13 protein-coding genes are annotated in these 13,575 nt (G+C 34.6%); 12 read left to right on the top strand and 1 reads right to left on the bottom strand.

Annotated elements, in window-relative coordinates; genetic code table 11:
• Window positions 1-375: 375 nt before the first annotated feature.
• Both HR057_RS03675 and HR057_RS03670 read left to right on the top strand, forming a co-directional pair.
• Window positions 376-2,865: a DUF3656 domain-containing U32 family peptidase gene (locus HR057_RS03675; protein WP_173730072.1), complete on the top strand. Its 2,490-nt coding sequence runs from the start codon at window positions 376-378 to the stop codon at window positions 2,863-2,865.
• Between the two features lie 130 nt (window positions 2,866-2,995).
• Window positions 2,996-3,202 (top strand): hypothetical protein, encoded by a 207-nt coding sequence (locus HR057_RS03670; RefSeq protein WP_173730071.1) that lies wholly within the window; start codon window positions 2,996-2,998, stop codon window positions 3,200-3,202.
• A gap of 70 nt (window positions 3,203-3,272) precedes the next feature.
• Here HR057_RS03670 and HR057_RS03665 read toward each other — a convergent pair whose 3' ends face one another.
• Window positions 3,273-4,892, bottom strand: coding sequence for an ABC-F family ATP-binding cassette domain-containing protein (locus HR057_RS03665; protein WP_173730070.1), 1,620 nt, complete (start codon window positions 4,890-4,892; stop codon window positions 3,273-3,275).
• A gap of 358 nt (window positions 4,893-5,250) precedes the next feature.
• Between HR057_RS03665 and ilvD the strand changes: the two genes are divergently transcribed.
• The 10 genes from ilvD (at window position 5,251) to HR057_RS03615 (ending at window position 13,440) form a co-directional block, all read left to right on the top strand.
• A complete protein-coding gene (gene ilvD / locus HR057_RS03660; RefSeq protein ID WP_173730069.1) occupies window positions 5,251-6,927 on the top strand; it encodes a dihydroxy-acid dehydratase in 1,677 nt (558 codons plus the stop codon).
• A 327-nt stretch (window positions 6,928-7,254) separates the two neighbouring features.
• A complete protein-coding gene (locus tag HR057_RS03655) occupies window positions 7,255-7,905 on the top strand; it encodes a VC0807 family protein (protein ID WP_173730068.1) in 651 nt (216 codons plus the stop codon).
• 143 nt (window positions 7,906-8,048) lie between these two features.
• Window positions 8,049-8,681 carry a stalk domain-containing protein gene (locus tag HR057_RS03650; RefSeq protein ID WP_173730067.1) on the top strand — a complete coding sequence of 211 codons (633 nt, stop codon included), beginning with the start codon at window positions 8,049-8,051 and terminating at the stop codon, window positions 8,679-8,681.
• Window positions 8,682-8,711: 30 nt separating this feature from the next.
• Window positions 8,712-8,990, top strand: coding sequence for a hypothetical protein (locus tag HR057_RS03645; protein WP_230474344.1), 279 nt, complete (start codon window positions 8,712-8,714; stop codon window positions 8,988-8,990).
• Window positions 8,990-9,916 (top strand): FAD:protein FMN transferase, encoded by a 927-nt coding sequence (locus HR057_RS03640; RefSeq protein WP_173730065.1) that lies wholly within the window; start codon window positions 8,990-8,992, stop codon window positions 9,914-9,916. Before HR057_RS03645 ends, HR057_RS03640 begins: the two co-directional genes overlap by 1 nt.
• A gap of 1 nt (window position 9,917) precedes the next feature.
• Window positions 9,918-10,460, top strand: coding sequence for a ferric reductase-like transmembrane domain-containing protein (locus tag HR057_RS03635; RefSeq protein ID WP_173730064.1), 543 nt, complete (start codon window positions 9,918-9,920; stop codon window positions 10,458-10,460).
• 31 nt (window positions 10,461-10,491) lie between these two features.
• Window positions 10,492-11,175, top strand: coding sequence for a response regulator transcription factor (locus HR057_RS03630; RefSeq protein WP_173730063.1), 684 nt, complete (start codon window positions 10,492-10,494; stop codon window positions 11,173-11,175).
• Window positions 11,156-12,493, top strand: coding sequence for a sensor histidine kinase (locus tag HR057_RS03625; protein ID WP_173730062.1), 1,338 nt, complete (start codon window positions 11,156-11,158; stop codon window positions 12,491-12,493). The genes HR057_RS03630 and HR057_RS03625 overlap by 20 nt, the downstream gene beginning before the upstream one ends.
• Complete coding sequence (locus tag HR057_RS03620) at window positions 12,494-12,961, top strand: hypothetical protein (protein WP_173730061.1); 468 nt, start codon at window positions 12,494-12,496, stop codon at window positions 12,959-12,961. It begins immediately after the preceding gene.
• Between the two features lie 284 nt (window positions 12,962-13,245).
• On the top strand, window positions 13,246-13,440 hold the full coding sequence (locus tag HR057_RS03615; protein WP_173730060.1) for a hypothetical protein: 195 nt from the start codon (window positions 13,246-13,248) through the stop codon (window positions 13,438-13,440).
• Window positions 13,441-13,575 lie beyond the last annotated feature (135 nt).

The following is a 13,575-nucleotide window of genomic DNA, read 5'->3' as shown; positions in this document are numbered from 1 at the left end:
TTAAACATGGATTAGGATAAAAAATAGAACATTGTGTTTTGAGAAACAAAAAATAATGATGTGACAAAAAGTGGGTTGTCAGAAAAGGAAAAGCCTCTGAAAATGACTTGCAAAAAATTTTAAGAATGCAGCATCTAAAAGTCAGAGGCCTAAATATCATTTTTCTGGACAGCCTTTTTTGCTGAAGTATTTTAAAAGAACTATGTTAACACTAGATATAATTATTTCATTATGTTGGAAAAGCTTTGGTTAGATATCATTAGCGTGCCTAAATCCCCTATCAGGCTGCCTGGGAAGGAGGATTGTCTATAGATTTTTTTTAACGAATCAAGTAAAATTATTCTTTGAGTGAACGAAAGAGAGAGGATTGAGAGCTTGAATCGCATCAAGAGAAATACGATTGAATTATTGGCACCTGCTGGTAATTGGGATTGCATTAGAGCGGCAGTAGCTAATGGAGCGGATGCAGTTTATTTTGGAATTGAAAATTATAATGCTAGAGTACGCGCGGAAAATTTTCATATAGATGAGCTTCCTGAAATTATGGCTTATTTACACAAATATCATGTTCAAGGGTATGTTACCCTAAACATTCTTATTTTTGAAAAAGAGATGAATGAAGCCAGTAAAATCGTGGAAGCATGCATTGATGCTGGTGTAGACGGTCTAATTGTTCAAGATATGGGTCTAGTGAAAATGATCAGGGATATATCACCTGATTTCCCAATTCATGGCTCTACTCAGATGACTGTCACCTCTTCGGAAGCAGTTGAATTTTTAAAACCCTATAATCTTGAGGTTATTGTATTAGGCCGTGAAAACAATCTTAAGCAAATTCGTATGATTGCAGATCAAACAGATGTACCACTTGAAGTATTTGTTCATGGTGCTTTGTGTGTTTCATATTCTGGACAATGTTTAACATCGGAAATGTTAGGCGGTCGTTCAGCTAACCGTGGAGAATGCGCTCAAGCTTGTCGCCTACCATATGATTTAATCGTTGATGGTGAAGTAAAAGAAATGGGCAATCTTGCTTACGTACTTTCACCAAAGGATTTAGCAGCCTTGGAGCTTATTCCCGAGCTCATAGAATCGGGCGTTACTACTTTTAAAATTGAAGGAAGGTTGAAATCGCCTGAATATGTAGCTAATGTTGTTAGCAAATATCGTAAAGCAATTGATGAGTATTTGGCTGGAAGGAATTATAAACCATCAAAAGAAGAAATAAGAGAGCTTCAACAAAGCTTTAGCCGCGGTTTTACCTTTGGCTTTTTAAAAGGGACAAACCATAAACAGTTGCTTGACGGGACTTTTCCTAAAAGCAGAGGCGTGTATCTTGGGACAGTGAAAAAAGTGTTAAAAGATGCAGTTCTCTGCGAGATTGAAGCACCCCTTAAACGCGGGGATGGGATTGTATTCGATGCAGGTAGACCTGAAGAAAAAGAAGAAGGCGGACGTGTTTATGATCTTCGAAAGAAGGGTAAAAAAATAGATGGAGAAGTAAAACAAGGGCTCGTAGAAATTGTCCCTGGTCGCCATGATATTAATCTTACGAAGGTTCATGTTGGCGACAAAATATGGAAAACAAGCGATCAAGAGTTGGAAAAACGTTTACGGAAAACATTTGAAACCGAAAAAGCTTTTCGACTCTTTCCGCTTGGTGTTTCAGTCACAGGATCAGTCGGTGAACCTCTAAAAACCGTTTGGCACGATGAAGTTACAAACAATTATGTAACAATTGAATCAACGGTTAATTTGGAAAAGGCCATTAAACGTCCTTTAACAAAAGAATATTTAGAAGAGCAACTAGGGCGGCTTGGAGGTACGATTTTTGAATTGTCTCAAATCGAAGTAGATTTGAAAGAAGATGTGATTATTCCTGTTAAAGAATTGAATCGTATTAGAAGAGAAGCAGTGGATAAGCTTTTGTTACTGCGCCAAACCCCATATCGTTATCAAAAAAACCAAGTTGAGACAATTAATAGTACTAGGAAACAATCAAAAAAAGAGCAAAGTCTTTATCCATCATTAATTTCACTTTGTCGTTCGTTAGAACAAATTGAAGCAAGCTGCCAAACAGATGTTGATTTTATTTATGCCGATTTTGAGTTTACTACCGACTATCCAAAAGCTGTACAAATCGCAAGGGCCTACCAAAAACCAATTGCATTGGCAACACCAAGAATTCATATGCCTGGCGAAAATGGAATCTTACATGGAATTATTAAAGCATCTCCTGACGCTATTTTAGTGAGGAATCTTGGTGCCATTTATTACTATCAACAACAAAATGTGACTTTGCCATTAATTGGTGATTTCTCATTAAACATAGCCAATTCAAAAGCAGTAGATTTATTTTTAGAACGCGGCTTGTCGAGAATAACACCATCTTATGATTTAAATATTCAACAAATGTTTGATTTATTGGAACATGTACCTGAAGAAAAAATTGAGATAGTCATCCATCAGCACTTACCTATGTTCCATACAGAACATTGTGTCTATTGCACTTTTCTAAGTGAAGGAACTGATTTTACAAATTGTGGCCGTCCGTGTGAAAAGCATAGAATTTCGTTGCAAGACCGCATTGGTATGATACATCCAGTCCGTGTCGATATCGGCTGTCGAAATACAGTTTATAATGCTATCGAACAGTCTGGAGCAGAGTATATTGCCAATTTCTTGAATGCAGGCATAAGTCATTATCGAATAGAATTTTTAGAAGAAGATGCTAAAAAAGTTCAAGAAGTGATTCAGTTATATCGTGAAGCGCTTGAAGGAAAAAGAACTGGAACAAGTGTATGGAAAACATTAAAAGCTACAAATCAATTAGGTGTTACGCGCGGTCAACTAATAAAAAAATAAACGATAAAAATTCTTTAATTCGTCAAACAAATTTTTTGGATTTGTATTAAGCTAGTTAATAGAGTTTAAACTACAATTAATGATTTTTTACGAAATTTGGTAATTTATTTTTTTAAAGGATGTGCAAAATATGACGAAAAGAATCAGTGAACTTTATGAGCATGAACTAATTGAAATGGCTGAAAAAAATTTATATAATGAGCAAATTAAAAGAGAATGGTTTAGCCGTTGGGGACTTGAATTTCCATTCATTCGCACTGCTTTTGGCATAAAAAAATACGGTGAAGAATTTCCTGCGGAAAATGAAATAAAAGAAAAAGAATATGCTGCCATATAGTTTTAAAGCTAGAATAACAAAGAATAAAAATGAGCTGCTTCAAGTTTCGAACTTGTAGCAGCTCATTTTTTTATCGATACATTTCAGCAACTTTTTCTTGAATAGCTTGGTTTTCTAAATATTCTTCATACGTCATTTGTTTATCGATCAAACCTTTTGGGGTGATCTCAAAGATGCGGTTAGCAATCGTTTGAACAAACTGATAGTCGTGGGAAGCAAACAGCATTGAACCTTTGAATGCAATTAATCCGTTGTTTAGTGCTTGGATAGATTCAAGATCCAAATGGTTTGTCGGTTCATCCAATAAAAGTACGTTCGCACCGCTAAGCATCATTTTTGCCAACATGCAACGAACTTTTTCTCCTCCAGAGAGAACACTTGCTTTTTTCAATACTTCTTCACCGGAAAACAGCATTCTTCCTAAAAAGCTGCGCAAAAAGCTTTCACTTTCATCTTTTGGAGAAAATTGCCGCAACCAATCGACTAGATTTAAATCACAATCCTCAAAATACTTCGAGTTGTCTTTAGGGAAATAAGCTTGAGAGGTTGTTACTCCCCATTTGAAAGTACCACTGTCAGGCTCCATTTCTCCCATTAAAATTTTAAATAAAGTAGTTTTTGCGATATCATTTGTTCCAACAAGCGCTATTTTATCACCTTTGTTCATGATAAAACTTATGTTGTCTAATACTTTTACGCCATCAATAGTTTTTGTTAACCCTTCAACACGAAGCAAGTCGTTGCCAATTTCCCTATCTGGTGTAAAGTTAATATATGGATAGCGGCGTGATGAAGGTTTAATATCATCAAGCGTAATTTTTTCCAACAGTTTTTTTCTCGATGTTGCCTGCCTAGATTTTGAAGCATTGGCACTAAAACGTGCAATGAACGTTTGCAGTTCCTTAATTTTTTCTTCTTTCTTCTTATTAGCTTCTTGAGCCATCTTTAAAGCAAGCTGGCTAGATTCATACCAAAAATCGTAGTTTCCGACATAGATTTGAATTTTCCCAAAATCTAAATCAGCAATGTGCGTGCAAACTTTATTTAGAAAATGACGGTCATGGGATACAACGATGACTGTATTTTCAAAGTTAATAAGAAATTCTTCAAGCCAAGAAATTGCTTTCAAATCTAAATGGTTCGTTGGCTCATCGAGAAGTAGTACATCAGGTTTCCCGAACAATGCTTGAGCCAACAAGACTTTTACTTTTTCACCGCCAGTTAATTCGGCCATTTTTTTTGTATGCAATTCCTCTGGAATTCCAAGACCTGACAATAGAATCGCAGCTTCAGATTCAGCTTCCCAGCCGTTCATTTCAGCAAACTCCGCTTCAAGTTCAGCTGCTCTAATTCCATCTTCATCACTAAAGTCAGGTTTCATATAGATCGCATCTTTTTCCCGCATGACTTCATATAGACGGGAATGTCCCATAATTACAGTTGTTAATACATCGAAATCTTCATATTCAAAATGGTTTTGTTTTAAAACGGCGAGCCTTTGGCCAGGTTCCATATAAACTTCTCCGGTTTGAGGTTCAATTTCGCCAGATAATATTTTCAAGAAAGTAGATTTCCCGGCTCCATTTGCCCCGATCAAACCGTAACAGTTCCCTGGTGTAAACTTAATATTTACATCTTCAAACAGCTTTCGGCCACCGTATCGTAAACTCACATTACTAACAGTTATCATTAATAATAAATCCTCCAATTTTTATTTAATCTATCAAATTATATCAAATAAAATACAAAAGTGCGAAACGAAAGAAACAAACGAATGTTTTCTGCCTTATTTAAAGAATGATTAGTAGTTTTTGGAAATATGAAATAAATTCCTTTGAGATGTTCAATTTGAATATTAAGTCATGAAGTGAAGGAAATACATTGAAAGGGAATAAAGATCAAATAATAAAAGGTAATAATTATTAACTAATAGGGAACTGTCATATGTCTAAAATTAAATTTTTACTGTCCTGATAATAGAATTAGTGGTACAATATTTTATAATTTCAATTTATTAAACTTTTTAGACAATAGTTGGAGGGATTTTCGTGGCAGAACTACGTAGTAATATGATTAAAAAAGGCTTTGATAGGGCACCTCATCGCAGCCTGCTCCGTGCCGCAGGAGTAAAAGAAGAAGATTTTGATAAACCATTTATCGCAGTGGTTAATTCATATATTGATATAGTTCCTGGACATGTTCATCTACAAGAGTTTGGAAAAATTGTAAAAGAAGCCATTCGTGAAGCAGGCGGTGTACCATTTGAATTTAATACGATTGGTGTTGATGATGGCATAGCGATGGGGCATATTGGTATGCGTTATTCGCTTCCAAGCCGTGATATAATTGCTGATTCTGTTGAAACAGTTGTTGCCGCTCACTGGTTTGATGGTATGGTCTGCATACCAAACTGTGACAAAATTACACCAGGAATGATGATGGCTGCTATGCGTTTAAATATCCCAACGATTTTTGTGAGTGGCGGTCCGATGAAAGCCGGTGTAACTAGCAGCGGGAAAAGACTTTCCTTATCATCTGTTTTCGAAGGTGTAGGAGCTTACCAATCTGGCCTTATCGATGAAGGTTCATTAACAGAACTTGAACAATATGGCTGTCCGACCTGTGGTTCATGTTCTGGTATGTTTACTGCCAATTCAATGAACTGTTTAGCAGAAGTTCTAGGCTTGGCATTGCCAGGTAACGGTACAATTTTAGCTGTTTCTCCGGAACGACGTGAATTTGTAAAACAGTCTGCAAAGCAATTAATGTATTTAATTGAAAATGATATTAAACCACGTGATATTGTCACAGAAAAAGCGATCGATAATGCCTTTGCTTTAGATATGGCAATGGGTGGCTCTACAAATACTGTTTTGCATACACTTGCATTGGCAAATGAAGCTGGAATTAATTATTCATTAGATCGAATCAATGGTATAGCTGAGCGTGTTCCGCATTTGGCAAAACTAGCACCAGCTTCTGATGTTTTTATTGAAGATTTACATGAAGCTGGAGGAGTTCATGCCTTATTAAATGAATTAGCGAAAAAAGAAGGAACCCTCCATTTAGATACATTAACTGTAACTGGAAAAACATTGGGTGAAAATATTGCTGGCCATGAAGTGAAAAATTATGATGTCATTCGACCTATCGACAATCCTCATTCTGAAAAAGGTGGACTAGCCGTATTATTTGGAAACTTAGCGCCAGAGGGTGCTGTCATTAAATCTGGTGCTGTAGAAGGCGGCATTACTCGCCATGATGGGCCAGCGATCGTATTTGATTCTCAAGATGAAGCGCTAGAAGGTATTGCTAAAGGTGAAGTTAAGCCAGGTCATGTTGTTATTATCCGTTATGAAGGTCCAAAAGGTGGTCCAGGTATGCCTGAAATGCTTGCGCCAACTTCGCAAATCGTTGGTATGGGTCTTGGAACAAAAGTTGCTCTAGTAACAGATGGACGTTTTTCAGGCGCATCCCGTGGCTTATCAATCGGCCACGTTTCACCTGAAGCTGCAGAAGGTGGTCCGCTTGCATTCGTCCAAAACGGTGACCGTATCATTATCGATATTGAAAAACGTACAATTGATGTCGATGTTCCGGAAGAAGAGTGGAACAAGAGAAAAGAAAACTGGAAGGGCTTCGAACCAAAAGTTAAAACAGGTTATCTTGCTCGTTATTCAAAACTAGTTACAAATGCGAGCAAGGGTGGTATATTAAAAATTTAGGTATCCTTTTAGGAGAAATGTTTTTTTAAAAAGATTAGAAACACAGCTCTTATGAAAGAGGGCTGTGTTTTTTCTTGCAATATAAAATCTATTACTGATCAATCGTTTGATTATATTAGTATTATAATATTAGTTTATTGTGCCTAAGGAAATCATCTTGTGTATGGATTTTTTCAAGCGAATTTTTGTTAGGGAAGCCGATAATGATTTATCACATTATTTTATATAGAACTTTTGGATTATATTTTTATAAACAATTTATACATTTAACTTTTCTATTAATGGTATTATAATGGATTAAGAATTATATATCTTTAAGGAGACTCTATGAAAAAATTAAAGCCGATTATTGAGATTATTTGTTATATCGTTTTGCCAATCGTAATTTGGAAGTATGGACGAGATCCGTTAGGGGATTATTATGCCATGCTTTTATCAACAGCTCCTGCGTTCGTCTATACTGTTTGGAACTTTTTTAGCGAACGGCAATTTAATGTTTCTGGTTTATACATTATGTCATCACTTATGATTAATACAATTTTAGACTTAATCAGTGATTCAGCAGAATGGATGCTTTGGAATGGCATTTATTTTAATTTTGGTATGATTGCATTTTTACTATTTACAATTATAATTAAAAAACCGATTGTACTATACTTTTTAGTAGATGCAGCGTATATTCAAGGGACGCCGCGGGAAGAAAGCTTGAAAAAATATAAATCAAAAGAGGTATTTAAATATTTTCAGTGGTTAACGGCATTTTTAATCCTCCGTGATGTACTCGAAAGCGTAGTGAAAATTTGGTTGATTCATAAATATGGGGTAGATGGATACGATAAAATACTTATTGCAATGCGAACATTCGGATGGATCATGTCAGCTGTATTTGTTGGTGCAGTAATGTATGTATTGAATAAGATTATGCAATTTAATGAAAAAGAAAAAGAGTTTGAAGAAGAGCAAGAAAATGTAATTTAACAATATCTAAAACCCACTTATTTTGCTTATTTGGCGGAATAGGTGGGTTTTTATTTCCTATTGATATTACAAACAAAAAAATCTTTAATTTTCATTTTTTTTTCATTTTACATGGGTAGGATTGTAACTGTGGAGGGATGGAAATGAAACAAAATAAAATGTTATGGATCGCTGTTGCCATGGTTTTTAGTTTATTTGTTTTTTCTGTGATTGTTGAAGCGGATGATGATCATCATCATAGGTCGAACCACTATAAATATGAGTATAGGGACCATGATTTTTATGATGATCATGATGACTACGATGATGAGGAAGACGATTACAAAGGACAACATATTTTTAAAACTAAAAATTCAAAAGAATATTGGTTTAAATGGTCAAGAATTGCAGAACAGCCAAAAGAGTTTGAAAAATTACCTATAAATGAGGAGGGAGAAGTTTTATTAAAAATAGAAAATGCAGAACCAATAAAAATAAACGCTATTCCTAGTGGAAGCCAATTATTAGTCCCACTTGAAACTGTAGCAAAATACTTGGGTGCGACTTCAACCATATATCCAAATTCTGAAATCATTGAAATAACTAAGGGAGAAAAACATTTGATTGTACGCAATAACTCAAGAGTTGTTTATGAAAATATGAGGAAAACACCAATGCAACGTCCAATAATTAAGCAAAATAATGATTATTACATTGCCATTTCTGTTCTTGCTAACGGCTTAGGCTTTGAGATTAAGGAAACAGTAGAAAATAATGAAATCCAATTGAAAGGATGATTAGTAATGAGAGACAGGTGGTTAAAATGGATGATTGGAATAGGGAGCATTACGACGTTTACTCTATTTCTTCAATCTATTAATACAGATGGAGAAAAAGAAACTGAAAAATATATTTTAAAAGAAAACAACAATTTTTCCCAAAAAGATTTAGCAATAGATAAAGAAGAACGTGAAAAACAGTTAATGGCGCTTGACTGGGATGAAACAAACTGGGATATCGAATATAGAAATGATGTTATCATTGCTAATCCAAAAAGTGGGTGGCCGTATATGGATCATGCCGAACAGCGGACGAGGAGATCATAATGAGTAATTATATTCGTATTCATGCAATGGATACAGAAGTTGAAATGGAAGGTTCGGACCCAATAGATATCAATAAAATAAGAGCTTGGTTTGAACAATTTGAAAAAATTTGTTCACGTTTTCTCCCTGATAGTGAGCTGTCATATTTAAACAAACAACCTATAAATACTGTCATTCAAATTGAGTCAACTTTATACGAAGTATTAAAATTGGCCTTAGATTATGCTTATAAGACTGAATTTTTATTTAACCCTTTCCTTGGGTCAGTTTTAAAAGATTATGGATACAACAAAACGTTTCGTGATATTCAAGGAAAAAATATTGTCAATTTCGATTCTGAACCTATGAAATTCGCATGGGACGTTCATGAGCCAATTGTTTTTTTGTCTAGGATGAATGGTGTTATAAAAAAGGTCAAACACGAGATTGATTTAGGAGGAATAGCTAAAGGCTTTAGCGTTGATAAACTTGCAACTATTTTAAAAAAATCAGGCCAAAACAATGGAATTGTAAATGCTGGTGGTGACCTATACGTATGGGGAAAGGAAAGAACAATTGGAATCCAACACCCAAACCCAAAATATTTCGATAAAGACATCATTCAATTTAATATGAGGAATGGTGCTGTTGCGACATCTAATCGATTGTATCGTAGCTGGTATTTAAACGGAGAACCTGTTAATCACATTTTAAATGGAAAAAATGGATTATCAACGGATACTGATGTTGTTCAAGCAACTGTTTTTTCATCAAGTACAGCAGAAGCTGATGTTTTGGCAAAGATTTTGTGTATGCATAGCTTCGATACTTCAGTTCAATGGTTATCCGAACATTTTCCTCTCGCGGGTTGTATCGTTATTCATCAAAATGGAAAGGTAGCTATCAATAATAAAGTAAAAAATTATATTACAAGGATCGTGATGTAAAATGGTGGTGCCAATTTGGGAACTTACCCGTTCAGCAGGTTTAACTTCTTATTTTTTATTATTTCTATCAGTGGCTGCAGGGCTCATTTTATCTATGAAAATAAATCTTAAGCTGAATAAACATTTGCAAGTTATTCATCAATCAGCAGGGTGGTATAGTTTACTAATTGGTTTATTTCATATCTTGTTATTAAATATTAATACTCATCACCCATATACATTAACAGAAATTTTAATTCCGTTTACAGCGAAAGAACACGCTATATTAAATGGCATAGGAACCATATCACTTTATGTTATGGTCATTCTATTTTTATCAGGTGATTTAATAACGAATATTGGAGCAAAAGTTTGGAAAAAAATACACCGTTTAGCACTGCCGTCGTATATCCTCATTAGTATCCACGGCATTTTTATAGGTACAGACACTAAAGAGGAATGGGTAATGATCCTTTATACAAGTTCATTGGCAGTAATCTTTTCTTTACTTATCGTTAAACTACTCAAATTGAAATCAACCCAAAAGGAAAAATTTTCTATATAATGAAAGTAAAAAGGACAAGGTGTTGGTGCAAATGTTACTCCTGTTAGTTGAAGATGATAAACGGTTAGGGAATCTTATTGTCCACATGTTGAGAAAGGAAAAACATCAGGTCGATTGGGTTCTAAATGGAGAAGATGCTCTTTCTTATGCAAAAGCAACGGATTATGATTTGATTATTTTAGATTGGATGATTCCGAAAAAAGACGGAATTACAGTTTGTAACGAGTTGCGTCGAAGTGGGTTTGATGGTGCGATTTTAATGCTAACTGCTAAAGACAGTTTGGAAGATCGTGTTAAAGGACTTGATATAGGTGCTGATGATTATATCGTCAAACCATTTGAGTTTGCAGAATTGTTTGCGAGAATCCGAGCGTTGCAAAGAAGAATGAACAAACCATTAGTCAAGGAGGAAATATTGACAGCAGGTCCAATTAAGCTAAATGTTGTTACACATGTCGTAGAAAAAAATGGTGTCGAAATTCAGCTAACTCCTAAGGAGTACCAGTTGCTTGAATTATTATTACGACACCCTAATCAAACATTACCAAGGGATTTGTTGATTGATCGTATATGGGGTTACTCTTCTGAAGTGACTAGCAATAATCTTGACGTTTTAGTCCGTTTGCTTCGTAAAAAAATTGGAGATACAGGTGAACATCATCTTATACAAAATATTCGGGGAGTAGGTTATAAAATTGAAAAACAAATTGTTTAATCAAACCCAGTGGCGCCTAACACTATTGTTCACAAGCTTTCTTATTATTTTTTTAATATCATTTATTGTTATTACTTATTTTTCACTTCTTTCAATTGTTGCGAATGAGCAAAAAGAAAATGCAATTGCTTTAGCTCATGAAGAATTAAAAGAACATCGAAAAGATATATTTGAGTGGCATTCCGAACGAAAAAAAAGAGATAGACATTTTGATAGGGATGAGATCGAATATAAACCCAATGCCCGCACTTTTTATTATGTTGTTTCAAGTGATGGAACAATCATCGAAGGGGATGAAAATTACCCAGAAATCCGTAATGAAATACTTAACGCGATTAAAGGCTGGGAACCTAAGGAACATGAAGTTAAGAAATTGGACATTCAATTAGATAATGGTTCAAAAGTTAATATTCTTCTTTCAGGGCGAACGATTTATGACAATGGTCAATTTCTAGGGGGCATTTATACAGGTACAAATATTTCGGAAGAAACGAAGGTTATCAAAACACTCTTGCTAATTTTAATCATTTTGGCTGCTGTTTTTATCGTTGCTTCAGTTTTGCTTGGCTATTTGATGGCAGGTAGGGCGATGGTGCCGATCTCAAATGCTTTCAATAGACTAAAGGAATTCACTGCTGATGCCTCCCATGAATTAAGAACACCGCTCAGTATAATGCAATCTTCATTGGAAGTCATTGAGGCTGAAGACCGTAATAAATTATCATCTTTTTCTTTAACTGTTTTGGAAGATTTGAAAGATGAAGTAAAACGCATGTCAAATTTAGTAAACAATCTTTTATTTATTGCCCGATCCGATAACGAGCAACAACAAATTAATAAAACTTGGTTTTCGTTGACAGATGTTCTTGAGAAATTACGACGGAATTTTCAGTATGAGGCCGAGAAAAATCAAATCAATTTGAATGTGAAAAGTCCTAAAAGTATAAAAGCTTTTGGGGATAAAGAAAAAATTACTCAACTTTTATATATAATAGTTGAAAATGCTATCAAGTACAATGTTCCCAATGGAACGATCGAAATATCGGTTTATAAAGAAAATAATCAATTAAGAATAAATATATCAGATACAGGAATTGGCATCCCATCTGAACACATAAATAGGATTTTTGACAGGTTTTATCGTGTAGATCAATCAAGATCTAGAGAAAGCGGCGGAAACGGATTAGGTTTATCAATTGCCAAATGGATTGTACAATCTCATAACGGAAAATTGGAAGTGACTAGTGAAGAAGGAAAAGGAAGTATGTTTTCAGTTTTATTACCACTTCCTAAACAAAATGAAAAGGAGCAATCATAAATGAAAAAATGGAAAAGCTTTATTTTTACAACCTTAATATCAATCACCATATTTATAGGTTTATCTTTTATTGCACAACCTATAATAGCAGACAAGTATAGATATGATGAACACTTAACTGAACATGTATATGAACACAAAAAGGAAGATGCAATTGAAGAAGGGGGAGAGTTATTAGGTTGGGGTGCTGTTATAGCTGTAGCAGGTGCCGGAATCATATTGCCGTTACGGAGAAGTTCACGAAGTTTGATGACAAAGTTTCCAAATACAAAAAAGCTGCTTCAATCAGCTTTAAAATTGTTTGGTAAAACACATATTTTTATTGGAGCACTAGCTATTACATTAAGTGTTGTTCATGGATTGATCATGTTTGTTCATGAAGAAGAATTTGGTTTTCGCGAGGTGGCAGGAACAACATCAATTGGATTAATGTCAATCGCAGCTATTTTCGGATTATTCCTTTCATGAAACAAGGGAAAACAGCAATTACTCTCCTTTCATTTAGGCTTCCTTCTACCAGCAATCCTAATAGGCATGATTCATGTGTTCCTCTCATAACAAGCTGACAAGGTGTTTGTCGGCTTTTTTATTTTTTATTAAGGAATCAATAATTATATTATGTTAACTTTAAATGCTGATAGATTATTATTAGGCTTGAAAATAAAGGAAAAATAGGGTATGCTATCAATATGATATTAAATTGGTATTATTTGATAGCAAATAGATATCATAAAATGGGGTGAGGAGAAATAATGCCTGAGCAACAGCGGGTGCAATTAAATTTGCGGGTAACAAAGGAAACGATCCAAAAGTTGGATGAAATCGTAGAGTATTATCAAAAAAATACGAAATTTGGCAGAGTTTATAAAGGTGATGTTCTCGTCGATATTATCGATAAAGCACATGCTTCGATGTTAAAACAAAGTCGCTTCAATAAACAATATTGACCCATCCCCTATTTTTGAATGGAAGGAAATAAAGACATAAATTTTGAAGATTGTCTGTAAAGTGGAAGCTCCTAAAATGTAAATTATAAAACAGAAAACATTATGAATAGTACAAAATGAAACTGGTGTTTAGAA

This window comes from Calidifontibacillus erzurumensis (genome assembly GCF_013303125.1).
In the GTDB taxonomy this organism is placed as follows: Bacteria; Bacillota; Bacilli; order Bacillales; family Bacillaceae_J; genus Calidifontibacillus; species Calidifontibacillus erzurumensis.
The sequence above is the reverse complement of the archived record's forward strand: the minus strand, read 5'-3'. Positions and strand labels throughout refer to the sequence as shown.